The following is a 23,776-nucleotide window of genomic DNA, read 5'->3' as shown; positions in this document are numbered from 1 at the left end:
CGACGCACCGTGAATATTTGTGAGAACCGCGCCAACCTGCCCGCGGTGCTTCGGGCCGCTGCATGAACCGAACGTCTGGTCGAGCTCGTGGCGGTGCGCCGCCCACGGCGACGTGCTGCCCTTCCAGCCGCCCCACCGGCCCTCGCAGGCCGCGCTCGACGCTCTGTGCGAGGCCGCACGGGTTCCCGTGTGGCTTCCCTGGCCGCTCCCCACAGGGTGGCTGGTGACCGGCTTCGCCGAGGTGGGCGACGAACGGACCGGTGCGCGGGCGAGCGTCGTCGCCCTGACCGGCCCGTCGATCACCCATGGTCCCGCCGACATGCTGATCGTCGCCGAGGAGCCCGGGATCGGCCTCGGGGCCGCGTACGCCGGGCTGCCCGGGCCCGACCCCGGCGCCGGGTTCGACGCCGGCCCGCCGCACGCGAAGATCGACGTACGTGGCCACCCGACGGCGCTGTGGTGCGCGGGGCCGGCCGTGCCGGACGACCGCGCCGTCTACGTCGGGGAGGCCCTCGGAAACTGGCTGTGGACGGTCGCCTGGCCGGCCGAGGCCGGTTGTTTCATCGCGCTGGCCGATCTCTCGCTGCGTGACCTGCGCGACCAGGACCAGGCGGTGGACCCGCCCTTCGGCGCGTTCTCGCCGAGATTGGACGGGCCGAGATCGGACGGGGATGTGCGGTAAAGCAGGTCCGAAGCGCCGGGGATAGTAAGGTTCTGAGCCGTGACAGCGCGTATCGAACGAGTGGTGACCTCGGGCCTCGTGGACATCGAGGGCGAAGAGCACAAGGTCGAGAACAACACCTGGATCCTGGGCGACGACGACGAGGTGATCGTCATCGACCCGGCGCGGGACGCCGAGAAGATCCTGGAGAAGGTCGGCGACCGCGAGGTCCTCGCCGTCATCTGCACCCACGGGCTGCCCGACCACGTGGGCGCCGCGATCGAGGTGGCGGCCAGGGACGAGGCGGTGATCGCCGTCCACGCCAAGGACAGGCGCCTGTGGCGGCAGACCTGGGAGGAGACCTGGCCCGACATCGAGATGGAGGACGAGGGACTGTTCTCCGTCGCCGACGTCGAGCTTGAGGTGCTCGCCACCCCCGGCGTGACCACGGGCGGTGTCTCGCTCTACTGCGAGGACCTCGCGGCGGTCTTCACCGGGAAGACCCTGCTCATGGACGGGCCGGGCAAGCTCGGCGGGGAGTATCCCGCCCTCGCCGACCAGCTCACGTCCATCGGCGAGCGGCTCTTCACGCTGCCGCACGAGACCAGGGTGCTGCCCGCGCACGGCGAGGAGGGCAGGATCGGCGACCTGGAGCCGGAGTTCGACCGCTGGCTGTCGGGGTCGCTGACCGGCGCCCAGGAGGAGGCCGAGCCGACGTCGCCGCTGGTGGACGGCACCGGCGTGTCCGGCATCGCGCTGAACCGCGACGAGTAGGGCCGTGGAGCAGCTCGGCCTCGACGGCATGCCGAGGCGGCTCTACACCTGCACTCCGTCACGCCTGAACACCTGGCTCGACTGCCGGCGCCGCTACCGCTTCACCTATCTCGACCGGCCGGCCCCGCGCAAGGGCCCTCCGTGGGCCCACAACAGCGTGGGGGCCTCCGTGCACAACGCGCTGGCCGCGTGGTGGCGGGAGCCGTACGAGCGGCGCACGCCGGTCGTGGCGGCCACCCTGCTGACCGGCGGCTGGCTCCGCGAGGGGTTCAGGGACGAGGAGCAGTCGGCGGCCTGGCGGGACCGGGCCCGCGAGATGGTCTCCTCCTACGTCGCGACGCTCGACCCGGCCGACGAGCCCGTGGGCGTCGAGCGGACGGTCGCCACGCGCACGTCCGTGCTCGCCCTGTCCGGCCGGATCGACCGGCTCGACCGGCGCGGGGACGAACTGGTGGTGGTCGACTACAAGACCGGACGCCGTCCGCTGACGCCCGACGACGCCCGGTCCTCGCTCGCGCTCGCCGTCTACGCGATCGCCTCGTCCCGCATGATGCGCCGCCCCTGCCACCGGGTGGAACTGCACCACCTGCCCACCGGCTCGGTCGCGGAGTGGGAGCACGGTGAGGAGTCGCTGGCCCGCCACCTGCGCCGGGCCGAGGAGATCGGCCTGGAGGCGGCGGACGCCGACGACGCCTACCGGGAGTGGGCCGGGCCCGCCGCCCGCGCGAGCGGCCGCACACAGGGCCGGACACAGGGCCGGACACAGGGCCGTGCGGGGGGTGCCGTGCCGGCCCCGAGGCGAGGGGAGGGCGCGTCCGCGGAGGACGGCGCGGCCGTCGCGGTGCCGCCGGAGATCGACGCGTTGTTCCCGCCCGAGCCGGGCCCCATCTGCTCGTGGTGCGACTTCCGTGCGCACTGCCCGGAGGGACGGGCCGCCTCCCCTGACCGCCTGCCCTGGGACGGCCTCCCCACGGCCGAGGAGGTCCCCGGCTAGCGCCGGTCGGCTCCCGGGTGCCGACGCGGATCGGTCAGCGCCCGGAGGCCCTGGCCGACGTCGTACCCGGCCGCGCCGAGGCGCTCCCGGGAGGCCCGCAGCATGGCCCTGGTGCCCTCGTCGAGCACGCGCTGGTGCACCGGGTCGGGAATGCTGTTCATGGTGAGCCGGAAGGCCCGCAGCGCCGCGGTGACGGCGATCCCCGGCACCTCGGGCAGCACGCCGTACATGCGGCGGGCCCAGCGCGGCAGCGTGTAGTAGCAGAGCGCGCCGAACGGGAAGTAGACGGGCCTCGCCGGAGACAGGAACCGCAGGTGCTCCGGCAGGCGCGGCCAGAGCAGGAACCGGACGGCGGCGGCCGACTCGGGGATGACCCGCAGGCTGGGCCGCATCCGGGCGAAGTAGTCGTCCATCTCGCGCATGGTGCCCGGCACGTCATCCTGGCGCAGCCCGACGTACGCCGCGCTGCGCCGCTGCTCGGCGAGGTAGCGGTCGGCCTGCCGGTCGGTGATCCGGGCGCCCGCCCGCCGGACGACCTCCAGGTAGGACGTGACCTCCGCGCAGTGGACCCACAGCAGCAGCTCGGGGTCGTCCACCCGGTGGACCCGGCCCGTGTCGGGGTCGTGGACGCGCAGCGCCCGGTGGATCTTGCGGACCCGCCTCGCGACGCGCTCGGCCTCCTCCGGGCTGCCGTACGTCACGCGGCCCACGAAGTCGGCCGTACGGCGCAGCCGCCCGAAGGGGTCCTCCCGGAAGTCGGAGTTCTGCCACACGCCCCGCATCGCGAGCGGATGCAGGGCCTGCAGCATCAGGCCGCGGACGCCGCCCACCCACATGGCCCGGTCGACGTGGACCTGCCACGTCACGGACTCGGGAGGCTGGACGGTGGGACCGCTGACCCCGGTCATGGCCGTCGCGTCAGCCGTGCTGGAGCAGCCGGCTCTCGGCCGCGTTCCAGAAGCGGGTCAGGGCGGCGGCGGTGGTCTCGGGCGCCTCGACGGCGGGCGAGTGGAGCGCCCCCGGCACGACGACGCACTCCGCGTCGAGCCGCCGGGCCATCTCGGCCTGCAACGGCGGCGGCCAGCCGTCGTCGTGCTCGCCGTACAGGACCAGGAGGTCGAGGTCGCACAGGGCGAGCTCGTCGCACCGGTCGGTGGCGCCCAGCACCTCGTGCGCCATGGCCATGAGCCCGGTGGGGTGGTTGGACAGCAGCCGCTTGCGCAGGAACGCCACGATGTCGTCCGGGACCCCCGCCTTCAGCGCCTCCGGCTCCAGCCGGTTGGACCACAGGTAGTCCAGGCCGTACTCGGGCAGTTCGGCGAGCATCACCCGGCCCATCTTCTCCCGGGGTCCGATGATCCCGGCGGGCCCGGAGCTCATGAGCGTGAGCGAGGCGAATCTGGCGGCGCCGTTCAGCGCGGCCTCACGGGCGACGAGGCCGCCGAAGGAGTGCCCCATGAGGTGCACCGGCTCGCCTTGCCCGACGGCTGCGGCGATCGCGTCGACGTCCGCGCCGAGCGCCCCGCACGTGTACGCCGCCGGGTCGTCGGGGCCCGGCGTCTCGTACTGCCCGCGCATGTCGACCGCGATCACCCGGCGGCCGGCCTGCGCGAGGGTCTGCAGGACGGAGATGAAGTCCTCCTTCGACCCGGTGAAGCCGGGGACGAGGAGGGCGGGCCAGCGCTCGGGGATCCCGCTCACGGGAAGCGCCTCCAGGGCCGCGAACGAGCCCAGCGGTGTCTCGATCTGCTCGCTGCTGACGCCCGGAGGGAGGGTCAGGAACCGTGGCGTGCTCACGAGACCTCCTCCATCTCACCCGGGATCCCCGGCATGGACCGTCTGCTGAAGGCTCGCTCACTCACGTGGCATCACGATACCCAGCGGAGACTCCGGCGACACCGTCGAAATATCCAAGCCGGTTGTGGACCGGCCGGGAAGAGAGAGTCCGGGTGGTCATGACGCGTGCCTCCTGTCCAGGTCATACCCACTGCGAACGTGGCGGCCCGCCAGGGGGACCGTGCCCACGTACGAAGGCGCCCGCGTGTAGAGGCGCCCAACGTGCAGAGGCGCCCACATGTGAAGGCGCCCACGTGAAAAGGCAGGGAGCGCGCCGGGTGTCCGGCGCTCTCCCTGCCCTGGTGATCGTGCTCATCGACGAGCGGGCCGTGTCCGGCCCCTCACCCCGTACGGCGCGGGCGCGGCCGGGGCGGGCGGCGCCGCTGCTGGGCGCGCTCGGTCGCGGCGGACGGAGCGGGATCGTCGTCGTCGGTCGCGAGGTCGGGAGACTTGAACACGACCATGAACGGGCTGGCCGGAATGATCCGTTCCGGCTCCTGCCGGGCGACCGGCGGCCGGACGGGCTCGTCCGCCACGCCGTTCACGGTCACCTCGGCCGACGGCACCGACGGCACCGACGGGACGGACAGCGCCTCGTCAGGGGCGCCCGCGTCCGTGCTCCGCGTACGGCGGCGCGTGGGCCGGTCCGCGGAGACAGACGCGGAGACAGACGCGGAGACAGCCGGGGCGTCCTCCGTACCGGTGGCTCCGGCGCGGGTCCCGCGGCGGCGGGCGGGCCGGTCCGCGACGGGCTCCGCAGTGGACGCGGTGACGGGTGCGGTGACGGGCTCCGCAACCGGTGCGGCGACCGGCTGGTCCCCGCTTCGCGGCTCGTCGGCCTGTGGCTCCTCGATCCGGGGCTCCTCGATCCGGGGCTCGTCGATCCGGGGCTCGTCGATCTGGGGCTCGGTGGCCGGGGAGCCGGCCGTTTCGGTGGCGCGGGTCCTGCGGCGGGAGGCCCGGCGCGGGGCCGCCTCCGGCTCGGACGCCGCACCGGCCGGCGGTCCGCCCGCCTGCTCCTCCTGGGGCCGTGCGGCCGGGACCTCGGCCAGCGCGCCGGTCAGGGCGTCCGTGTTGGCGCCCCCTCGCCGGGACCTGCGTCCCTGAACCTGAGTCTGGACCTGAGCCTGGGTCTGCTCGGGCGACCCGGAGCCGTCCCCCACCTGGTCGGCGGCCTGGGAGGTCGGGGCGCCGGCGTCGCCGGAGGAGGACCCTTCGGCCTCCTGGAGGCGCCCGCCACGGGTCCGCCGCCGCTCGCGGGTGCGGGCGGGGCGCTCCCGGCGCTCCTCGGTGTTGTCGCGGTCGCGGTCACGGCCGCGCCCGCCCCGGTCGGACCTGCCGTTGGAGCGGGTGCGCCCGGTCTCGCCGAGGTCCTCGATCTCCTCGGACTCCAGACCCGCGCGCGAGCGCTGGGCGCGCGGCAGCACGCTCCTGGTGCCCTCAGGGATGTCGAGTTCGCCGTACAGGTGCGGGGAGCTCGAATAGGTCTCGACGGGATCGGCGAAGTCCAGCGAGAGGGCGTTGTTGATGACCTTCCAGCGGGTCAGCTCGGTCCACTCGACGAAGGTCACCGCGACGCCGGTGCGGCCCGCCCGGCCGGTGCGGCCGATCCGGTGGACGTAGGCCTTCTCGTCCTGCGGGCAGTCGTAGTTGACGACGTGGGTCACGTCGTCGATGTCGATGCCGCGCGCCGCGACGTCGGTCGCCACCAGCACGTTGATCTTGCCGTTGCGGAAGGCGCGCAGCGCCTGCTCGCGCTGGCCCTGACCGAGGTCGCCGTGGACGGCCGCCACCGCGAAGCCCTTTTCCTTGAGCTGCTCGGCGACCATGTCACAGGCCCGCTTGGTCTCGCAGAACACCATCGTGAGCCCGGCGCCCCTGCTCTGCAGCAGCCGCCCGAGAATCTCGATCTTGTCCATGCGGTGCGTGCGGTACACGTGCTGCGTGGTGAGCGTGGTCGTCTCGGCCTCGGCCGTGCTGCTCTCCGCGCGCACGCGGGTGGGCCGGTCGAGATAGCGGCGGGACAGGTTCACGATCTCGCCGGGCATCGTGGCCGAGAACAGCATGGTCTGGCGGTCGTCCGGCACGAGCTTGATGATCCGCTCGATGTCCGGGAGGAACCCGAGATCGAGCATGCGGTCGGCCTCGTCGAGGACGAGCATGGTGATCTGGCTCAGGTCGAGGTGCTTCTGCTTGACCAGGTCGAGCAGCCGCCCAGGGGTGCCGACGATCACGTCGACGCCGTTCTTGAGCGCCTCGATCTGCGGCTCGTACGCACGGCCGCCGTAGACGGTGAGGATGCGCGACCCCAGCTTCCCGGCGGCGAGGACCAGGTCCTCGGTCACCTGAAGGGCCAGTTCGCGCGTGGGGACGAGGACGAGACCGCGGGGCTTCTTGCGGTTCTTCCTCGGCTTGCCGACCAGTTGGAGCATGGCGACGCCGAAGGCATAGGTCTTGCCGGTGCCCGTGCGCGCCTGCCCGATGACGTCCTGGCCGGCCAGCGCCAGCGGGAGCGCCATCTCCTGAATCGGGAACGGTGAAGTGATGCCCTCGGTCTCGAGGGCATCGGCGATCTCCGGGATGACTCCCAGGTCTCGGAACGTCGTTGTCAGCGTGGCCTGCCTCAATCTGTGAAGGCGGCCCTCCGGGACATCCGGCCGGCAGATCTTTCCCGGTCCGGGTCCTCGCGGACAGTCGCGCCCTCGTCGTGAACAGCGACCGCGGCATCCACTGGTTCCTGAGGTCCGGGGGAGACCCCGGGTCGGCTCGGTTGTCAGCCAGTGCTGGTTGTTGGCCAGTGCGGTCGCACTTCCACGAAGCAGTCTACTCGATACCACAACACGGAACCGATTTCCGCGACTTCTCACTAAAAGTTGTTGTCCTGCGGGGGGTCGTACGGGGTGCCGAAGGGGTTCCGCCGGACCGGACCGGGTGGCTCCGCGGGCGCCCCGCCGACCCTTACGCTGCATCCATGAGTGATTCGTCTCCCGGGATCGTCGACCTGCTGGGTGTCCTCGCGTACGCCGAGCTCACCGCCTTCCTCAGGCTGGCCGAGGACGCCGCGCTGTTCGCGCCGACGCTGAACGACAGGGCGGCGCTCGGGGACGTGGCCGCGACCGAGTACGGGCACTTCCGGGTGCTGCGCGACCGGATCGCCTCCCTCGGGGCCGATCCGGAGGAGGCGATGGCGCCCTTCGTCGAGGCGATCGACGCCTGGCACGCCCAGACCAGGCCGAAGGACTGGTACGAGGCGCTGGTGAAGGCCTACGTGGGGGTGGGGATCGCGGGCGACTTCTACCGCGAGGCCGCCCGCCACGCCGATCCCTCGATCATCGCCCTGGTCGACGAGGTGCTGGCCGACGGGAGCCGTTCGGAGTTCGCGGTGGAGCGGATGCGCGCCGCGCTCGACGCCGATCCGCGCCTGTGCGGGCGGCTCGCGCTGTGGGCGCGCCGGATGGTCGGCGAGGCGCTGAGCCAGGGGCAGCGGCTGGCGGCCGCCCGTCCACACCTCGCCGCGCTGCTCGTGGGCGAGCAGGGCGAGGATCTGGCGGAGGTGGGCCGGATGTTCGCCCGGCTGACCGAGGAGCACGGCAGGCGGATGACGGAGCTCGGCCTCACCCCCAACGGGTGAAACCTCGCCGTTCCTGATTCGCGCATCCGGCAAACGGATGTACGGTGCGAGCATGAGGGCCTCGCGCCGCTACGGCAGTTCCTTGACAAGATGTGGGCCGAACAGCTGGACTCCCCGCCCGATCCTGCGGAGAGGAAGCACGGGCTGTCCGACGATCGGCGGAAGACGGGACGATCCGCATCGGGCGGATCTCACCCGTCGTCCCCGCGGATGCGGTTACAAGCGGTCCTGACCCGGGCGGCCGGATCCGGCCGTCGGCACGCCGCACGTCGCGGGACACCCGCGCCGTCGGCCGGCTCCGGCCGCACGTCAGACATTCTTCAAACCGGACGGTCTGTGAGTCGGACGGTCCAGATCAGAGAGTTCCGCCGAAGCCGACGGGCCGCGTCTCGTCCTCGCCGATCTCGACGAACCCGAGCGAGGTCACGGGGACGACCACCCGGCGGCCCTTCGTGTCGGTCAGGGAGAAGACGCCCTTGTCCGAGGCGAGCGCCTTGCGGAGCTCCTCTTCGATCTGCTCGGCCGACAGGTCGGTCTCCACCACGAGCTCGCGGTGCACCGACTGCACGCCGATCTTTATTTCCATAAGGCTCCCCTTTCGCGAGGGCTGGTCTCTCCCCATCGTCGTCGCCCCGCGGCGCGGCGAGCTCTGTGATCGCGTCAAGCGAACAGGATTCCGGCGAACTGGATTCCGGAGACCCGGTCAGCCGGTGCGGGGAAAACCGCTGATGCCGCGCCAGGCCAGGCGTGCCATCAACTGCGTCGCCGCCTCCTTGGGGATCGAGCCGTGGCTGCTCAGCCAGTAGCGCGCGCTCACCTCGGCCATGCCGACCAGGCCGACGCCGAGCAGGTGCGCCTCGTCGCTGGAGCAGCCGGTGTCCTCCTGGATCACCCGGCTGATCGCCTCGGCGCTCTCGTACAGCGAGCGCTCCATGCGCTGCCGTACGGGCGCCACGTTGCGCAGGTCGGACTCGAAGACCAGCCGGAAGGCCTCTCCCTGGCTCGACACGAAGTCGAAGAAGGCGCCGATGGCCGCCTGCACCCGCTGCTTGTTGTCGGTGGTGGACTCGAGCGCCTGGCGGCACCGGTTCACCATGTCGTCGACGTGCAGGTCGAGCAGCGCGAGATACAGCTCAAGCTTGCCCGGGAAGTGCTGGTAGAGCACCGGCTTGCTCACCCCGGCCCGCTCGGCGATCTCGTCCATCGCCGCGGCGTGGTAGCCGTTCTCCACGAACACTTCCTGCGCCGCGCTCAGCAACTGGCGGCGGCGGGCCATCCGGGGCAGCCGGGTGCCCCGGGGCTTGGCGTCCGGGGTAGCGGTCACGGCAGTCTCCTTGCACAAAGCGCATCGGGGGCTCCCGCCCCGGGGCCTCATCCTACGTGTCGGTATCCGTGATCAGCGATAGTCGTCGTCGTCGAGGTCGACCGTGCGCTCCTGCTCGGTCACGTCGGCCGGGTCGGCGTCGAACGGAACGCGCTCGGGCCAGCGCCTGTCCTCGGCGACCTTGACGAGCTGGTGCTGCTCGACCGCGTCGGCTTCCGGCGCCTCGATCGAGATCTCCTCGGCGACCTCGTCGAGGGGCTCCATCTCTGGCATGTGATCTTCCTTCCGTTCGACGGTCGGCTGCGACAGGTCCAACACTACGGCCAGGGGTGCGGCCGGGCTAAGCGCCAAGGGGCACGAACAGGTCGCCGTGTTCCGCGACGCGCTTCAGCACGTCGGAGGAGGTGAAGACGAGCTGCTCCGGGTTCTCGCACGCCTCGACCTCCTCCCACCGCAGGGGCGTCGACACGGTCGGCAGCGGGTTGGCGCGCAGCGAGTACGGCGCGACGGTGGTCTTGGCCGGATTGTTCTGGCTCCAGTCGATGAAGACCTTGCCCGGCCTTTCCTTCCTGGCCATCACACTGGTCACGAAGGGGTGTTCCTCCTGCATCCGCCGGGCCAGCGCCTTGGCGTAGTCGGAGGTGCCGGGCCCGCGGTCCCACGGGACGTAGAGCTGCATGCCCTTGTTGCCGCTGGTCTTCGGATGGCTCTCCAGGCCGTCGTCGGCCAGCGCCCGCCGCAGCAGGACGGCGACCCGGCAGCAGTCGACGATCGTGGCCGGCGCCCCGGGATCGAGGTCGAAGACGAGGGTGTCGGGCGGCTGCGGCTCGCCGTCCTTTGCCACCCGCCACATCGGCACGTGGATCTCCAGCGCGGCCAGGTTGGCGTAGTAGACGAGTGTGGGCAGGTCCTCCACGACCGCGAACTCGATCTCCTCGCGGTTCTTCGTGCTGCCCGGCGCGGGGAGGGTCACCGTACGGACCCAGTCGGGCGTGTGGTCGGGGGCGTTCTTCTCGAAGAAGAACGCGGCGTCCGCGCCGTTCGGATAGCGCTTGACCGTGAGCGGACGCCCGCGCAGATGCGGGAGCAGGACCGGGGAGATCCGGGTGTAGTAGTCGATCACCTCGGCCTTGGTGAACCCGGTGCCGGGATAGAGGACCTTGTCCAGGTTGGTCAGGACCAGCATCCGGTCCTCGACCTTCACCCGCACCTTCTCCGTCATCACCGCTCCTCCCGCCGCACCTCCGCGGGGATCTTGTCCACGCGGACGCCGCGCCACACCGGGTTGCGCAGCCGTCCGTCGCGGGTCCACATACTGAACGCCACCTCGCCGACCACTTCGGGCCGGAGCCAGCGGGCATTCCTGGAGATCTCTCTCGGCAGCCCGCCAGAGAAGGGGCTCTGCCCGATCTCGAGCGGCTCAATCAGGCCGCGGATGTCGTCCAGCACGGCGTCGGTGAAGCCGGTCCCCACATGCCCCGCGAAGAGGAGAGCGCCCGGGGGAGGCCCGCCGTACACGCCGAGCAGGAGCGAGCCGACGCCGCCCGCGCGGCGGCCCTTGCCGGGCCGCCAGCCGCCGACGACCACCTCGGTGGTGCGCAGGTTCTTGACCTTGATCCACCAGTCCGTCCTGCGCCCCGGCAGGTACGGCGAGTCGAGGCGCTTGGCGACCACGCCCTCCAGCCCCTGCCGCCTGGTCGCCTCCACGACCTCCGGTTCGCAGGGGAAGGACGGCGGCGCGCCCAGGCCGAGCGAGTCGAGCAGCGCCCGCCGGTCCCGGTACGGCAGGTCGAGCAGCGTGTGCCCGTCCAGATGGAGCAGGTCGAAGGGGAGGTAGGACGCCGGCAGGAGGCCGAGCACGTGGGCGCCCGCCGGATCGGTCACGTGCATGCGGCGCTGCAGCCGGGCGAAACTCGGCCGTCCCTCGTGGTCGAAGACGACCACCTCGCCGTCGACGACCGCCCGGTGCCCGGCGAGCGGGGCCATGGCGGCGGCGATCTCGGGGTAGCGGGAGGTGAAGTCGGCGCCGTGCCGGCCGGTCACCCGCACCACCCCGCCGTCGACGTACGCGAGCGCGCGGATGCCGTCCCACTTCACCTCAAGGGCGTAGTCGCCGGGGTTTCGGGGAAGCTCGCCGGCGACCGCGAGCATGGGTTCGACCGGGTACGGCACCGCCATAGTGGGTACCTGCCCATGAGGTAACTCCCTTGAATCCCAGCATAGCGGTATTCGAACACAGAGACGAGAATGTAGCCATGCGGAGCATCTGGAAAGGCGCCATCTCGTTCGGTCTGGTCACCATTCCCATCAAGCTGTACTCCGCGACCGAACAGAAGGACGTCAGCTTCCATCAGGTGCACCGGGAGGACGGCGGGCGGATCAAGTACAAGAGGGTCTGCTCGGTCGACGGCGAGGAGGTGCCGTACGCCGACATCGCCAAGGGGTACGAGCTTCCGACCGGTGAGATGGTCGTGCTGACCGACGACGACTTCGCCGACCTGCCGCTGACCACCTCGCGGCGGATCGACGTGCTGCAGTTCACCCCCGCCGACCAGATCGACCCCATCTACTTCGCGAAGTCCTACTATCTGGAGCCCGACGGGCAGGGGGCGAAGCCGTACGTGCTGCTGCGGGACGCCCTGGAGCGGTCGGGGCAGGTGGCGGTCGTGAAGATCGCCCTCCGCCAGCGGGAGTCGCTGGCCGCGCTGCGCGTCCGGGACGGCGTGTTCGTGCTGGAGACGATGCTCTGGCCGGACGAGATCCGCGAGGCCGACTTCGGCTTCCTGGAGGAGGACGTCCCGGTGCGGCCACAGGAACTGAAGATGGCCGAGTCGCTGATCGACACGATGGTGGCCGACTTCGATCCGGCGGAGTACACGGACGCCTACCGTGAGGCCCTGCAGGAGGTCATCGAGGCCAAGGTCGCGGGCAGGGAGATCGTGGCGCCCGAGGCGCCCGCCGAGCAGGGCCCGGCCGTCGACCTCATGGCCGCGCTGCGCGCCAGCGTCGAGGCCGCGAAGCGGGAACGCCAGGGCGCCGAGGCGGCGAAGCCGCAGGAGAGGACGGCCGCGAAGAGCGCGGCGGGGAGTTCGGCGAAGAGCGCCGGGAAGAGTGCTGCGAAGCCTGCCGCGAAGAGTGCCGCGAAGAGTGACGGCAAGGCGGCCTCGGACGGCGCGGAGGAGGAGAGCGCCCCCAGGAAGCGCAAGACCCGCCGCTCCGCCTGATCGTTCGGCCCGCCTGCTTCCTCGCGCTGCCTCGCCGATCCACGGGAGCCCCGGCGGCTGTCCCGCCGGGGCTTGTTCACTGTACGGATTGTCCACCGTGCGGATTGTTCACGGTGCGGAAGGAAGCGGCGCCGGGTAGCGCCGTCCGGATCAGTCGTCGTCGTCGCCGTCGATGTCGACGACCGCGTCGCCGGACGCGAAGGCGGCGGTGTTCCGGTTGACCTTCTTGATCCTGTAGTACTTGAAGCTGCGGAAGTCGTTCCGGTTCACGAGCTTGTTCTTGTTGTAGTTGCGGCCGTGCCCGTGGCCGTCCCAGCCGCAGCCCCACTTGGTGACGATGGTGGCGGTGGTCGGGGTGGAGGCGTGGGCGCTGACGGTGCTCAGAGCGAGCGCGCCGCCGGCCATTGCCGTGCTGACCGCCAGACCGGTGATGACGTTCCGGAATTTGGGCATAGAGGCCCTCCTCGAAGGATGGATTGCCCGTAGTTCTGACTTCTCCGGTGGGAACCGGAGATGTCCGGTTCTGACCTATATGTCCGGTCATCGCCGTGGTGTCTAGATTGCCGAAGGGGCCCGCGGCCAAACGCGGCGAGGGAGAGTTTGAACTCTCGTTGCGACCCATGGCACGGGTTAACCGGTTGCTGACGCAGTCGGTGTCCGGTCCGCGATTCACCGGCAGTGCCGGAGGGTACTCGCCCGGCCGCATTCCCCGCCTCCGGCTCTCCCAATCCTCGTGACCGTGGTTTCCGCCCGCCGTCCTGGGCCGGGCAAAGGTCAGGGCTCCGGCGAGAACCTCCGCCGGAGCCCTTGTCTCATGCCATAGAGAATCGATGGGCGATTATCCGCGCCGGACGCCCGGCACCTCGGAAACCGCTTGTCTGCACTCTTCTTCGTTTTTGTCGCGGGACGGAGGCGGGAGAGCGGGACCACTCACCCCGCCCCTCCGTGCCCCGTTGAAGCGATACCGCGAGAACGGAGCAGCCCCGTTACTGGCGCAGGCGGTTCCAGTTGTTGCGGTCGAACCGGTCGTTGTTGTTGTACCAGCCGTTGTTCTGCCACCAGTTGTTGTGGAACCAGTTGTTGTCCCGGTTCGTCTTGTCCTGGAAGCCGAGGGCGACGTCCTTGGCGACGACGCCGAACGCGGAGTGGTCGTCCTTGCCGTCCTTGTAGAGGTTCTGGCCCCAGTACCCCCGCTGGTCCCACCACCAGTTGTTGCCGTTGTTGAACTGGTTGTTGTTGAAGTGGTTGTTGTTGTTGGCGTTGTTGTTCCGGTTGTTACCGTCGACGAAGGGGTTGGCGGTGGCGAAGGCAGGGAAGCCCTGGCCGACGCCGTTGCCCAGGCCGGTGTTCCCCTGGGCGATGCCGCCCGTGCCGCCCCGGTTGCCGTTGGAGACGCCGTTGTTGTCGGTGCCCGTGGTGAAGCCGGGGAAGAGCCCGTTGCCCAGGCCGGTGTTCCCCTGGGCGATGCCGCCCGTGCCGCCCCGGTTGCCGTCGGCGACACCGTCCCGGTCCCCGTCCCCGGCGCTGGCGGCCGTGGTCCCGAGGGCGATGGCGCCGCCGACGACCGCGGTGCTCAGAACGAGGCCGGTGATGACCTTCTTGAGGTTGGGCATTATGTGTCCTCCTTGACAGGATTCGATTGTCGATTGCCCGTAGTACCTGGCATTTCCCGCACATATTCCGGCTGTGAGAATTGCCAATATGGCCCTTATCGAGCCTTACTTCCGACGCTAGGGTGATTTCCTCTGTGCGGGTCTGACAAACGAGGATCTGATGCTTTTGGGTAATGATTAGCTGCCTATAGGATTGATTCGAGGGATAATGCGCCTTATGCGGAGAAAGGTACGATTTGCGCCCCTGCTCCGAAGGGCCGTACAGGCATGGCGCGTGTCTCGTGCCGGCGGCGCGAACCGGGACGGGCCGGCGTGTGGCGGGGAGCGGTGCCGAGGCGGCGGTCACGGACCGGCGGTGCGCCGTACGAGGAGGGCCCTGATGTGCGGCAGCGGTGGGGCCTGCGCCTGTGGGCCTGGGGGGCGGGGGTGAGGGCTTGCGGGAGGACCGGGGGAGGGCTTCGGGAGGCTTCGAAAAGGGGGTCCTACAAGGCAGGGCTCCGGCGGAAGGTCCCGCCGGAGCCCTTGGTGGTGCGTCGAGAGTCGGACGGCTGTCCTCGGTTCTCAGGCCGCTCCGGGAGCGGCCGATGTGCCGAGAGACCTGTTTCTGCACTCAACGGCGCCGGTCCGCCGGTCCGGGGCCGGAAGTTCCCGATGGCGCGTGGCTTCTTCCGTCACCTTCGCAGCGCGGCGTGATCGTCTCGCAGGGCCGCTGGGAACCTGCCCTCTCAGCGCACGTTCTCGTTGTTGTTCCACCAGTTGTTGCGCTGGTCGCGGTTGTTCCACCAGTTGTTGTTCTGCCACCAGTTGTTGTTGAAGAAGGTGTTGTCGCGGTTGGTCTTGTCCTGGAAGCCGATGGCGACGCCCTTGCACACGATGCCGAAGCCGGAGGTGTCGTTCCGGCGGTCGGCGAACAGGCCCTGGTTCCAGAAGCCCTGCTGACCCCACAGCGAGTTGTTGTCGTTGTTGTTCTGGTTCTGCTGCAGGGTGTTCCGGTTGTTGTTCAGGTTGTTGTTCTCGACGGGCACCGCGAAGACCGGGAAGGCGTTCCTGCCGACCAGGTTGTCCTGGGCGATGCCGCCGGTGCCGCCCCGGTCGCCGTTCGCGATGCCGTCGTCGACGCTGGAAGCGCCGGCGGCCGTCATCCCCATGGCGAGTGTGCCCCCGGCGACGGCGGCGCCGAGCGCGAAACCTGCGACGATCGTGGTGAGCTTGGGCATTGCGTGTCCCCCTTGACAGGATTCGATGTGCCCTGATCTCCCGGGGCCTTTCTCCGACGGCGCGGAGAAAGTGCCTCGGAATCCCCGTGAGGCTTGAGGTCGTGTGGAGGTCAGGGCTCCGGCGAGAGAGAACCGCCGGAGCCCTTGTGAGTCACGCGTCGGATCGAACGGCCGTTCCCGGTTTTCGTGGGAACGTGTGACTGCGCTCAACTCGGGGCGCCGCGCCGGCGCCGGAGGGCGGGAGAACTTCCGCGAGTGCCTGTCCGGGTCGTCCCGTCACCCGTCCGGAGTCCGAACGGCGCGGTTGTCTCGCAGGCCGTTACGGCGGAGTGGTTTAGAAGCCGTTGCCGAGGTTGTTGTTCCAGCAGTTGTTATTGTTGTTGTTCCACCAGTTGTTGTTCTGCCACCAGCCGCTGTTGAAGAAGTTGCTGTTCCGCTTGGTGGAGTCCTGGAACGCGATGGCGGCGTCCTTGCCGATGACGGCGAAGCTGGAGTCGTCGTCGACGTTGTCGGTGAAGGCGCTCTGGTTCCAGAACGACTGGTTGTTCCAGAACATGTTGTTGTTGTTGTTATTGTTCCAGCAACCGTTGCCGTTGCCGAGGTTGTTGCCGCAGTTGTTGTTGTTATTGCCGAAGTCGCCGAACGGGATGAAGGTGTTGTTCATCATGGGCGGGCTCGACAAGGCGAAGGTGCCGAGCCCGTTGTCGGTCCCCGCGCTCGCCGCCGTCGCGCCCATGGCGATGGCGCCGCCCGCGGCCGCGGTGCCGAGTGCGAGCCCGGCGATAACCCTCGTGAACTTGCGCATTGCTGTCCCCCTAAAGGATTGGATCTCCCCCGCATCCTTCGATATCTCTCGCCTGTCCGGCCGGGAGATATCTTTGAGGCCCCTCACGGGGCCGGGTTCCTGCGCTACGTTGATGTCCGTCGGTATCCTCGGACAAACTCCGCTCTATGCCTTTTGATCAGCCGATAGCTCTTTATGGCGCGAATTAGAGGATAAAAGTGTGACTTGTCCCGTAATGTCCGATTCTCGGGATGGGTGGACCGTCGGCGCGGCCGGCCAGGAGCCGGGGCCGGGAGGGCTGGGAAGGGGCGGGAAAAGCCGGAGGGGCGGGGAAGCCGGGGAAGACGGAAGTGCCCGTGCTCGGGACGTGGCCGGAAAACCGAGCCACACCGCGGCGAGCACGGGCACGTTCGTCCGGCCCCGGGCCTGCGGCCCGGGGCCAGGAGATCTCTGACACTCCCTGGGCGCGGCCGGTCGTCCCGGCCGGCCGCGCGGCGATCATTCAGGATCAGGGAACGGCCTCGAAGTCGTCCGCCATCTCCCTCTTCTTCTTCTCCTCCTTCTTCTTGATGTCGATGTCGGCGTCCACGTCGAGCTTCTTCGCCTTCAGATTCGGGTTGATCTCGGTCGCCTGGTTCGTCTTCGGGTCGGCGAGCGAGGCCTGGCCCTGGCGCGGCAGGTTCTGCGACTGCGTGTTGTCGTACTGGCTCGAGTAGGGCAGCGCCTGCGTCTGGCTCCACTGGGCGTTGTACGGCAGCGCGGCCGAGCCGTTGGACGACTTCTGGAACGGCGTGAGCACGAGCGTGAAGTCCCGCATCAGGAACTGGTCCTGGTACTCGGACTGACGAGCGTGCTGCCACTCGTGGTTCTTGTTCTTGTTCTTGTTCTTGTTGCGGTTGGCCGCCTTGTGGCCCTGCCGCTGCGAGTTGGCGTTCCAGTTGGTGTTGTAGCTGCGCGGGTAGTAGCGGGCCGGAGCGCTCGGAGCGGGGATGTAGCCGCCCATGACGGTCGTCGCGCCGGCCGCGGCGCCGACGGCGCCGCCGAGCACGACGGCCGCGCCGCCCAGCGCGGTGCCGAGGGCAAGAGCCCCGGCGATGTTCTTCAACACGGACATCTGGTTGGTTCTCCTCTGAATATCGCGACCCCGCCCGGCCCCGTACGGAGACGGGCGGGGTGACAGCAGGTAAGTCGCCGCCGTGAGGCGGCGCGATGCGATGACCCGCGCCGGCGGCCCTCTCCTCGGAAACCCGCCGCCGGCGCTCCTTCCTCAACTGCTCACGCGTCCGCGTACGGAGCAGCGGCCCTGGTGACGCCGGTCCGCATCCGCGGGTCTCGGTCGCCGCCCGTCCCGCTCCGCGGGTACGCCGCCGCTCAACCACTCGCGCGTGTGTCCCCCCGGCTCGCGACCGAGGTCCCAGGCGAGGTCGCCCGGTCGCGAGCACGGGATGGGCGTCCGGATGACGCGTCACCCGCCGGAGCGAAGACGTTCACCGGACCGCCGGTCCGGATCGCGTCAGGGCACGAACACGGGGTCCGGGTCCATGTCCTTCTTCTTCTGGATGTCCGCGTCCACGTCGAGGTCGACGTTCGCCTCCTTCTTCTTGATGCGCGGGTCGATCTCGGTGGCCTGGTTGGTCCGCGGAGTGGCCGCGGACGCCTGGTCCTGACGCGGGTTGTTGAGGGAGTCGGCGTTCGTGTACATGCGGTTCCACGGAATCGCCTGCGAGTTGCCGTTCTGCCAGTTGTACGGCAGGGCCCGCGAGTCGGTCTCCGACTTCTGGAACGGCGTGAGGACGAGCGTGAAGTCACGCAGCAGGAACTGGTGCTGGCCCTGGTTCTGCCGCTCGTGCTGCCACTGCTTCGTCTTGTTCTTGTTCTTGTTCTTGTTGCCGTTCAGCGCCTTGTGCTTCTGCCGCTGCGAATTGCGGTTCGAGTTGAAGTTGCCGTAGGGGTACGGGTAGCCACCGCCGCCCACGTAGCCGCCCATGACGGTCGCCGCGTTCGCGCTGCCGGCGACCGCGGTACCCAGCGTGACGGCACCACCGGTGAGTGCGGCGCTGATCGCGAGGATCCCGACCAGGTTGTTGAACTTGGGCATTTCATGTCCTCCTTGAAGGATTGTTGCCCCGACACTCCGGCGTTTTCCAAGTCGTTCGGAAAATGCCCTTACTGATGACCCTTGGTGGATCATCCCTGCATTGTCTTGATTTCCTCGGCGTCCGAGCGACAAACGGCGATCGGCGGCTTTTGCCTTCTGCTTATCGCTTTATTGGCTCCGTTGAACCGCTAGCGCTTGGTTTGCGTGGAATGTCATTCATATCCGCATTTCGAAATGTCCGAATGGGGTGGATATTGGGCTTATGTCGCGCCCGTCTGATCGGGACGAACCGGATGATCGTTCCCGTTCCACCTGGGTAGGGGGAGTGCCCGCCGAGGCGTCGTACCGGCGGGGTTATGGTCGGAAACGCGAGGTGCAGCGGGGGAGGACGCGTGGGATACGAGCCGATTCCGGTGTGGCCCGGCCGGTTCATCGACGTGGAGGGCGGCGGCCGCCTCCATCTCCGGGCGACTCCGGAGGGGCCGCGGGAGACCGCCGTCTACGTCCACGGGCTGGCGGGCTCGGCGACGAACTGGACGGACCTGATGGGCGAGCTCGCCGGCGAGGTGCGGGGCGTCGCGGTCGACCTGCCCGGGGCCGGGCACTCCCCGGAGCCGCCGGACGGCGACTACTCCGTCGCGGCCAGCGCCACCGCGGTGGTCAGGCTCGTCGAGGCGCTCGGGGACGGCCCGGTCCACCTCTTCGGTCACTCCATGGGCGGCGCGGTCTCGGTCCGGGTCGCGGCCACGCGGCCCGACCTGGTCAGCTCGCTGACGCTGGTCTCACCGGCGCTGCCCGACCTGCGGCCGAGGTACGGCCCGGCCAGGATCGCCCTGTCGGCCGCCCCGTCCATCGGCGAACTGGCCGTCCGGTGGCTGAGCGCCCTCCCGCCCGAGCGGCGCGTGCTGGCGACGGTGAGCATGTGCTACGCCGACACGGGCCGGGTGCATCCGGACCGGCTGCGCGAGGCGGTCGAGGAACTGCGCCGCCGCGACGCGCTGCCGCACGCGGTGATGTCCATGGTCGGCTGCACCCGCGCGATCGTGCGGGAGTACTTCAGGTTCGGCGAGGACAACCTCTGGCGGCAGGCCGGGCGGGTGACCGCGCCCACCCTCGTCGTGTACGGCCTGCGCGACCGTCTGATCCACGCGCGCATGGTGCACCGGTCGGGCCGGGCCTTCCGCGACGTGCGCCTCGTCACACTCCCGCACGCCGGGCACGTGGCGCAGATGGAGTATCCCGAGCTCGTCGCGCGCGAGGCGCGCCGCCTGCTGGCGTACACGAGGATGCCCCCCCGCCGAACAGCGTGATTGGGGAATGCGGGGCCACCCCGGTTAAGTTGTGAGAAGAGCTTGTGATGGGCCCATGGAGCCGAGCGCGACCATTGGCACGAAGACGGACACGCAAAGCAGGAGTGGAACTGTGTCGTTGCCACCGCTGGTAGAGCCGGCAGCAGAGCTGACGGTCGACGAGGTGCGCCGCTACTCGCGCCACCTGATCATCCCCGATGTGGGCATGGCGGGTCAGAAGCGGCTCAAGAACGCCAAGGTGCTGTGTGTGGGCGCGGGCGGCCTGGGCTCTCCCGCCCTGCTGTACCTGGCCGCGGCGGGGGTGGGCACCCTCGGCATCGTCGACTTCGACGTCGTCGACGAGTCGAACCTCCAGCGGCAGGTGATCCACGGCCAGTCGGACGTGGGCCGGCTGAAGGCCGAGTCGGCCGCCGCCAGCGTGCGTGAGGTCAACCCGCTGGTCAACGTCATCATCCACAACGTCGCTCTGACGACCGACAACGTGATGGACATCTTCTCCGGCTACGACCTGATCGTGGACGGCACGGACAACTTCGCCACCCGCTACATGGTCAACGACGCGGCCGTGCTGCTGGGCAAGCCGTACGTGTGGGGGTCCATCTACCGCTTCGACGGGCAGGCGAGCGTCTTCTGGGCCGAGCACGGGCCGTGCTACCGCTGCCTCTACCCCGAGCCCCCGCCGCCGGGCATGGTGCCGAGCTGCGCCGAGGGCGGCGTGCTCGGCGTGCTGTGCGCGTCGATCGGCTCGATCCAGGTGAACGAGGCCATCAAGGTCCTCACCGGCGTCGGCGAGCCTCTCGTCGGCCGTCTGATGATCTATGACGCGCTGGAGATGAAGTACCGCGACGTCAAGGTCCGCAAGGACCCCGAGTGCCCGCTGTGCGGCAAGAACCCCTCGATCACCGAACTGATCGACTACGAGGCGTTCTGCGGCACGATCTCCGACGAGGCCCAGCAGGCCGCCGCGGGCAGCACGATCACCGCGGCCGAGCTCGAGGCGATGCGCGACCGCGGCGACGACATCATGATCATCGATGTCCGCGAGCCGAACGAGTACGAGATCGTCAGCATCCCCGGCGCCGTGCTGATCCCCAAGGGCGAGTTCCTGAACGGCTCGGCCCTGGAAGGGCTCCCGCAGAACCGGAAGATCGTGCTGCACTGCAAGTCGGGCGCCCGCTCGGCGGAGGTCCTCGCGGTGCTGAAGAACGCCGGCTTCTCCGACGCCGTCCACGTGGGCGGCGGCGTGCTGAGCTGGATCAAGACGGTCGACCCCAGCCTGCCGACCTACTGATCGCCGCAACGGCGATCCGCCACGACGGCCGCCGCCTCCACCCCGAGGCGGCGGCCGTCGCCGTTCTCACCGGGGCCTGCCCACCGCCTGCCCGCGTTCCTCCGGCGCCACGGTGAGACCGCTGGGCGAGACGATGCGCTGCAGGTTCGCGACGTACGCCGTGAACGCCGCCCGTCCCCTGTCCGTGAGCCTGAACCAGGTCTTGGGCCGCTTGCCCACGTAGCCCTTCCGCACCTGTATGTATCCCGCGGTCTCCAGCGCGCTGCCCTGCTTGGACAGGACCGAGTCGCTGACGCCCAGGGTGTCGCGGACGAACCCGAACTCCGCCTCCTCGGCCGCGGCGAGCAGCGAGACGATCTGCAGCCGCGTCGGCGGATGAATGACGGGGTCGAGTTCCATCACGAGCCGCTCTCGATCCGGCGCGCCAGCAGCGCCGACATCCAGCGGCCGACGAACGGCCCGGTGACCAGCAGGAACGCGGTCATGACCAGCCCGGCCCACGTCCGCGCGTAGGCCACCTCCGCCGCGTCGAGCCGGAAGGCGACGGCGAGGCAGAGCCCGACGCCCAGCGCGAGCCAGAGCATGAAGATGGTCATGACATTCGCCCGCACCAGGCTGCGGTGGGCCGTCATGGTGCGGGTGCGCACCAGCAGGGCGACCAGCGCGCCCATGCCGGCGGCCAGCAGGAGGCCCGTGGCCAGCGTCACCGCGACGGGCGTGCCGGGCTCGGTGACGAACTGCACACCGGTCACGAACAGCCCGACCCCGGCGGCGTACCAGGTGGGGAACCAGGGCCGCGACCTGACCGCCTTCGCCTGGGTCCGCCGGATGAGCGCCAGGCTCCGCTCCGCTTCCTCGACGTTCATGGGGGCTCCGTTCGCATGACAACCACTTTCCAGTATGGAAAGTACTTTCCACTTTCCATCACGTCAAGTACTTTCCTGTCGCATTTGGGGGTATGGCGGGCGGTTGGTCGCGTTAAGGTCACGTAGGAGAGGAGGCCGAGACGCGAACGGAGGCACAGTGGGCGAGACCCGCACCTGGCCGGCCGTCGCCGTGGCCTCCGCGATCACTCTGATCTGCGCGATCGCCGGTGGCATCGCGGCGAGCGCGGCGGTCGCCGAGCTCACCCGGGGGCCCAGCCAGGCCGAGCTGCGCGAGGCGCAGGCGGCCGAGACGGCGCTGCGCTGGGAACGCTGGCCGGTGGGGCGCGTCTTCCCCGCGAGCCTGGCCTACAACAGCGAGCAGGGCGGCCGTGAGCTGGCGCGGCGGGTGGGCGTCTCCACCCGCACCGACTGCCGGTCGGCCGTCGACACCGCCGTCGTCAAGGCGCTGCGCGCGGCCGGGTGCCGGGCGGTCCTGCGGGCCACCTACCTCGACGGCCTGCAGGGCGTCGTGGTCACGATCGGCGTGGCGGCCTTCCCCGACGCGACCCGGGCGCGCACCGCGCTCGCCGCCTTCCCCCGCGAGGGGGCGCCCGTCCCGGGCCTGCGTGCCCTCCCGTTCCCCGGCACCGTGACCGACCGCTTCACCGCGGGCGGGCGGCAGGCCGCGACCGTACGGCAGGCCGGGCCCTACCTCGTGCTCACGACGGCGGGCCAGGTCGACGGGCGGCCGGCCCGCGGGGTCGGGCAGCAGCGGGCGACGATCTTCTCGTTCGCGGGCGACCTGTCCGGGGACGTCGCCGCGATCCTGACCGCGCCGGTGTCCCCGGACTGCAGGGCCCGGGAGTGGCAGTGCTGACCCGGCGCGCACGTACGAGGATCAGGAGGTGCGTCCTGGCCGCGCTCGCGGCCGGGGCGCTCACCGTGCCCGGCGGGGCGTTCCTCCAGCCGGGGGCGGCCCGGGCCGACGACGTACGGCTCAGCCAGCAGGACGTGCTGCGGACCCTCGACGTCGACGACGCGTGGCAGCTGACGAAGGGCGCGGGCGTCACCGTGGCGGTCCTGGACTCGGGCGTGGACCCCGACCACCGCGACCTCGCCGGTTCGGTCGTCATCGGCAGGGACTTCACGACCGGCGCCAACCCCCGTGGGGTGCAGCCGGTGCGGCTGCACGGCACGTACATGGCCTCGCTCATCGCCGGGCACGGACACGGGCCGGACGGGGCCGACGGCATCATCGGCGTGGCGCCGGAGGCCCGGGTGCTGTCCGTACGGGTGATCCTGGAGGACGAGGAGCCCGGGTTCCGCACGTTCAACTCCGACGCGCGCTACGAGGGCGTGGTCGCCAAGGGCATCAGGTACGCCGTGGACCACGGCGCCGAGGTCGTCAACCTGTCGCTGTCGAAGGACATGCCGACGGAGGACGAGCGCGCGGCCATCCGGTACGCGATATCCAAGGGCGTCGTCCTGGTCGCCGCGGCGGGCAACGACGGCGCGGGCAAGCAGACCGCGCCGTACTCCTACCCCGCGGCGATCCCCGGCGTGATCTCGGTGGCCGCGGTCACCTCCACGCTGCGGCGGGCCTCGTTCTCCAACCGCAACTCCTCGGTCATGGTGGCCGCCCCCGGCGTGGACGTCCTCGGGGCGGGCCCGGGCGACGAGTACTGGGTCGGCCGGGGGACCTCCCAGGCGACCGCGCTCGTCTCCGGGATCGCCGCGCTCATCAAGTCGCGCCATCCCCGGATGTCGCCCGCGCTCGTCGCGCAGGCGCTCACCTCGTCGCCCGCCCGGAAGGGGCCCTACAACACGGGCACCGGCTTCGGGGTGGTCAACGCGTACCGCGCGCTGAGCGTCGCGGCCACCCTCGCGCGGCACCGCGCCGTCGCGTCCGGCGCCGGCGTGCTGAACCCCGCGCGTCCCCTCCGTACGGCGGCGGGCGGCCAGGAGCCCATCGTGGTCGTACGGCGCGACACCGGCGCGATCCTGCTCTATGGCGGCATCGCGCTCGCCGCGTTCGCGGGCTCGGGCGCGGGGCTCGCGGTCCTGCTCGTGCTCGCGCGGCGGGCGAGCCGGCGGGAGCGGGAGGACGACGCGCTCCCTCCGGCTCCTTGGCCGTCGCGGTTGCCGACGTAGCA

25 protein-coding genes are annotated in these 23,776 nt (G+C 70.2%); 9 read left to right on the top strand and 16 right to left on the bottom strand.

Going from position 1 to position 23,776, the window contains the following annotated elements; all coding sequences use genetic code 11:
* Window positions 1-19: 19 nt before the first annotated feature.
* Genes Mam01_RS20915 through Mam01_RS20905 form a run of 3 tightly spaced genes read left to right on the top strand, consistent with a single transcriptional unit; the run spans window position 20 to window position 2,429 of the window.
* Window positions 20-682 carry a DUF6758 family protein gene (locus Mam01_RS20915; RefSeq protein WP_204286925.1) on the top strand — a complete coding sequence of 221 codons (663 nt, stop codon included), beginning with the start codon at window positions 20-22 and terminating at the stop codon, window positions 680-682.
* A gap of 39 nt (window positions 683-721) precedes the next feature.
* Window positions 722-1,435, top strand: a complete 714-nt coding sequence (locus Mam01_RS20910) for an MBL fold metallo-hydrolase (protein ID WP_204286924.1) — start codon at window positions 722-724, stop codon at window positions 1,433-1,435.
* Window positions 1,436-1,439: 4 nt separating this feature from the next.
* A complete protein-coding gene (locus Mam01_RS20905; protein WP_239101481.1) occupies window positions 1,440-2,429 on the top strand; it encodes a RecB family exonuclease in 990 nt (329 codons plus the stop codon).
* On the opposite strand, the gene Mam01_RS20900 is transcribed toward Mam01_RS20905, so the two are convergent.
* From Mam01_RS20900 to Mam01_RS37555, 3 genes are all read right to left on the bottom strand, one after another.
* Entirely contained in the window at window positions 2,426-3,337 is a 912-nt protein-coding gene (locus tag Mam01_RS20900) for an oxygenase MpaB family protein (protein ID WP_204286923.1), read from the bottom strand. The genes Mam01_RS20905 and Mam01_RS20900 overlap by 4 nt on opposite strands.
* A 10-nt stretch (window positions 3,338-3,347) precedes the next feature.
* On the bottom strand, window positions 3,348-4,226 hold the full coding sequence (locus Mam01_RS20895) for an alpha/beta fold hydrolase (protein WP_150937965.1): 879 nt from the start codon (window positions 4,224-4,226) through the stop codon (window positions 3,348-3,350).
* A 380-nt stretch (window positions 4,227-4,606) separates the two neighbouring features.
* A complete protein-coding gene (locus Mam01_RS37555) occupies window positions 4,607-6,784 on the bottom strand; it encodes a DEAD/DEAH box helicase (RefSeq protein WP_307820079.1) in 2,178 nt (725 codons plus the stop codon).
* Window positions 6,785-7,236: 452 nt separating this feature from the next.
* Here Mam01_RS37555 and Mam01_RS20885 point away from each other — a divergent pair, with 452 nt between their 5' ends.
* Window positions 7,237-7,896 (top strand): ferritin-like fold-containing protein, encoded by a 660-nt coding sequence (locus Mam01_RS20885; RefSeq protein WP_204286921.1) that lies wholly within the window; start codon window positions 7,237-7,239, stop codon window positions 7,894-7,896.
* Between the two features lie 355 nt (window positions 7,897-8,251).
* On the opposite strand, the gene Mam01_RS20880 is transcribed toward Mam01_RS20885, so the two are convergent.
* From Mam01_RS20880 to ligD (Mam01_RS20860), 5 genes are all read right to left on the bottom strand, one after another.
* The gene (locus Mam01_RS20880) at window positions 8,252-8,482 is read right to left on the bottom strand and encodes a DUF3107 domain-containing protein (protein WP_204286920.1); all 231 of its coding nucleotides are present in this window, start codon (window positions 8,480-8,482) and stop codon (window positions 8,252-8,254) included.
* 117 nt (window positions 8,483-8,599) lie between these two features.
* A complete protein-coding gene (locus tag Mam01_RS20875; RefSeq protein ID WP_117409108.1) occupies window positions 8,600-9,220 on the bottom strand; it encodes a TetR/AcrR family transcriptional regulator in 621 nt (206 codons plus the stop codon).
* A gap of 72 nt (window positions 9,221-9,292) precedes the next feature.
* Window positions 9,293-9,493 (bottom strand): Rv3202a family protein, encoded by a 201-nt coding sequence (locus Mam01_RS20870; protein WP_150937971.1) that lies wholly within the window; start codon window positions 9,491-9,493, stop codon window positions 9,293-9,295.
* A 67-nt stretch (window positions 9,494-9,560) separates the two neighbouring features.
* Window positions 9,561-10,442, bottom strand: a complete 882-nt coding sequence (gene ligD, locus Mam01_RS20865; protein ID WP_204286918.1) for a non-homologous end-joining DNA ligase — start codon at window positions 10,440-10,442, stop codon at window positions 9,561-9,563.
* A complete protein-coding gene (gene ligD / locus Mam01_RS20860) occupies window positions 10,442-11,398 on the bottom strand; it encodes a non-homologous end-joining DNA ligase (protein WP_204286917.1) in 957 nt (318 codons plus the stop codon). Before ligD (Mam01_RS20860) ends, ligD (Mam01_RS20865) begins: the two co-directional genes overlap by 1 nt.
* 77 nt (window positions 11,399-11,475) lie before the next feature.
* On the opposite strand from ligD (Mam01_RS20860), the gene ku reads away from it, so the two are divergent.
* On the top strand, window positions 11,476-12,444 hold the full coding sequence (gene ku / locus Mam01_RS20855; protein WP_204286916.1) for a non-homologous end joining protein Ku: 969 nt from the start codon (window positions 11,476-11,478) through the stop codon (window positions 12,442-12,444).
* 150 nt (window positions 12,445-12,594) lie between these two features.
* Here the strand turns inward: ku and Mam01_RS20850 are convergent, their stop codons facing one another.
* The 6 genes from Mam01_RS20850 to Mam01_RS20825 all read right to left on the bottom strand — a co-directional run bounded on the left by Mam01_RS20850 (window position 12,595) and on the right by Mam01_RS20825 (window position 18,156).
* Window positions 12,595-12,897: a hypothetical protein gene (locus Mam01_RS20850; protein WP_204286915.1), complete on the bottom strand. Its 303-nt coding sequence runs from the start codon at window positions 12,895-12,897 to the stop codon at window positions 12,595-12,597.
* 533 nt (window positions 12,898-13,430) lie between these two features.
* Window positions 13,431-14,057 carry a hypothetical protein gene (locus Mam01_RS20845; RefSeq protein WP_204286914.1) on the bottom strand — a complete coding sequence of 209 codons (627 nt, stop codon included), beginning with the start codon at window positions 14,055-14,057 and terminating at the stop codon, window positions 13,431-13,433.
* A gap of 725 nt (window positions 14,058-14,782) precedes the next feature.
* On the bottom strand, window positions 14,783-15,274 hold the full coding sequence (locus Mam01_RS20840) for a hypothetical protein (RefSeq protein WP_204286913.1): 492 nt from the start codon (window positions 15,272-15,274) through the stop codon (window positions 14,783-14,785).
* A 334-nt stretch (window positions 15,275-15,608) separates the two neighbouring features.
* On the bottom strand, window positions 15,609-16,079 hold the full coding sequence (locus Mam01_RS20835) for a hypothetical protein (protein ID WP_204286912.1): 471 nt from the start codon (window positions 16,077-16,079) through the stop codon (window positions 15,609-15,611).
* Window positions 16,080-16,566: 487 nt separating this feature from the next.
* Window positions 16,567-17,172: a hypothetical protein gene (locus tag Mam01_RS20830; protein WP_204286911.1), complete on the bottom strand. Its 606-nt coding sequence runs from the start codon at window positions 17,170-17,172 to the stop codon at window positions 16,567-16,569.
* Between the two features lie 399 nt (window positions 17,173-17,571).
* Complete coding sequence (locus Mam01_RS20825) at window positions 17,572-18,156, bottom strand: hypothetical protein (RefSeq protein WP_204286910.1); 585 nt, start codon at window positions 18,154-18,156, stop codon at window positions 17,572-17,574.
* A 392-nt stretch (window positions 18,157-18,548) separates the two neighbouring features.
* Here Mam01_RS20825 and Mam01_RS20820 point away from each other — a divergent pair, with 392 nt between their 5' ends.
* The gene (locus tag Mam01_RS20820) at window positions 18,549-19,466 is read left to right on the top strand and encodes an alpha/beta fold hydrolase (RefSeq protein ID WP_204286909.1); all 918 of its coding nucleotides are present in this window, start codon (window positions 18,549-18,551) and stop codon (window positions 19,464-19,466) included.
* A gap of 112 nt (window positions 19,467-19,578) precedes the next feature.
* Window positions 19,579-20,757 (top strand): adenylyltransferase/sulfurtransferase MoeZ, encoded by a 1,179-nt coding sequence (gene moeZ / locus Mam01_RS20815; protein WP_150937994.1) that lies wholly within the window; start codon window positions 19,579-19,581, stop codon window positions 20,755-20,757.
* A 66-nt stretch (window positions 20,758-20,823) separates the two neighbouring features.
* On the opposite strand, the gene Mam01_RS20810 is transcribed toward moeZ, so the two are convergent.
* Both Mam01_RS20810 and Mam01_RS20805 read right to left on the bottom strand, forming a co-directional pair.
* Window positions 20,824-21,156 carry a winged helix-turn-helix domain-containing protein gene (locus Mam01_RS20810; RefSeq protein WP_204286908.1) on the bottom strand — a complete coding sequence of 111 codons (333 nt, stop codon included), beginning with the start codon at window positions 21,154-21,156 and terminating at the stop codon, window positions 20,824-20,826.
* Window positions 21,156-21,623 carry a hypothetical protein gene (locus Mam01_RS20805; protein WP_204286907.1) on the bottom strand — a complete coding sequence of 156 codons (468 nt, stop codon included), beginning with the start codon at window positions 21,621-21,623 and terminating at the stop codon, window positions 21,156-21,158. Before Mam01_RS20805 ends, Mam01_RS20810 begins: the two co-directional genes overlap by 1 nt.
* A gap of 157 nt (window positions 21,624-21,780) precedes the next feature.
* On the opposite strand from Mam01_RS20805, the gene Mam01_RS20800 reads away from it, so the two are divergent.
* Together Mam01_RS20800 and Mam01_RS20795 are read left to right on the top strand one after the other, a co-directional pair.
* A complete protein-coding gene (locus tag Mam01_RS20800; protein WP_239101480.1) occupies window positions 21,781-22,500 on the top strand; it encodes a hypothetical protein in 720 nt (239 codons plus the stop codon).
* A complete protein-coding gene (locus Mam01_RS20795; RefSeq protein ID WP_239101479.1) occupies window positions 22,494-23,774 on the top strand; it encodes a S8 family serine peptidase in 1,281 nt (426 codons plus the stop codon). Before Mam01_RS20800 ends, Mam01_RS20795 begins: the two co-directional genes overlap by 7 nt.
* Window positions 23,775-23,776: the final 2 nt, after the last annotated feature.

This window comes from Microbispora amethystogenes (genome assembly GCF_016863015.1).
Taxonomy (GTDB): domain Bacteria; phylum Actinomycetota; class Actinomycetes; order Streptosporangiales; family Streptosporangiaceae; genus Microbispora; species Microbispora amethystogenes.
This window is presented reverse-complemented; position numbering and strand designations above follow the sequence as displayed.

Bases quoted from the DNA above. Each gene is read 5' to 3' on its own strand.
- Mam01_RS20900 (WP_204286923.1), bottom strand. From the start codon at position 3,337: ATGACCGGGGTCAGCGGTCCCACCGTCCAGCCTCCCGAGTCCGTGACG.
- Mam01_RS20825 (WP_204286910.1), bottom strand. From the start codon at position 18,156: ATGCCCAAGTTCAACAACCTGGTCGGGATCCTCGCGATCAGCGCCGCA.
- Mam01_RS37555 (WP_307820079.1), bottom strand. From the start codon at position 6,784: ATGGCGCTCCCGCTGGCGCTGGCCGGCCAGGACGTCATCGGGCAGGCG.
- Mam01_RS20830 (WP_204286911.1), bottom strand. From the start codon at position 17,172: ATGTCCGTGTTGAAGAACATCGCCGGGGCTCTTGCCCTCGGCACCGCG.
- Mam01_RS20810 (WP_204286908.1), bottom strand. From the start codon at position 21,156: ATGGAACTCGACCCCGTCATTCATCCGCCGACGCGGCTGCAGATCGTC.
- Mam01_RS20880 (WP_204286920.1), bottom strand. From the start codon at position 8,482: ATGGAAATAAAGATCGGCGTGCAGTCGGTGCACCGCGAGCTCGTGGTG.
- Mam01_RS20850 (WP_204286915.1), bottom strand. From the start codon at position 12,897: ATGCCCAAATTCCGGAACGTCATCACCGGTCTGGCGGTCAGCACGGCA.
- ligD (WP_204286918.1), bottom strand. From the start codon at position 10,442: ATGACGGAGAAGGTGCGGGTGAAGGTCGAGGACCGGATGCTGGTCCTG.
- Mam01_RS20840 (WP_204286913.1), bottom strand. From the start codon at position 15,274: ATGCCCAAGCTCACCACGATCGTCGCAGGTTTCGCGCTCGGCGCCGCC.
- ku (WP_204286916.1), top strand. From the start codon at position 11,476: ATGCGGAGCATCTGGAAAGGCGCCATCTCGTTCGGTCTGGTCACCATT.
- Mam01_RS20845 (WP_204286914.1), bottom strand. From the start codon at position 14,057: ATGCCCAACCTCAAGAAGGTCATCACCGGCCTCGTTCTGAGCACCGCG.
- Mam01_RS20835 (WP_204286912.1), bottom strand. From the start codon at position 16,079: ATGCGCAAGTTCACGAGGGTTATCGCCGGGCTCGCACTCGGCACCGCG.
- ligD (WP_204286917.1), bottom strand. From the start codon at position 11,398: ATGGCGGTGCCGTACCCGGTCGAACCCATGCTCGCGGTCGCCGGCGAG.
- Mam01_RS20805 (WP_204286907.1), bottom strand. From the start codon at position 21,623: ATGAACGTCGAGGAAGCGGAGCGGAGCCTGGCGCTCATCCGGCGGACC.
- Mam01_RS20870 (WP_150937971.1), bottom strand. From the start codon at position 9,493: ATGCCAGAGATGGAGCCCCTCGACGAGGTCGCCGAGGAGATCTCGATC.
- Mam01_RS20885 (WP_204286921.1), top strand. From the start codon at position 7,237: ATGAGTGATTCGTCTCCCGGGATCGTCGACCTGCTGGGTGTCCTCGCG.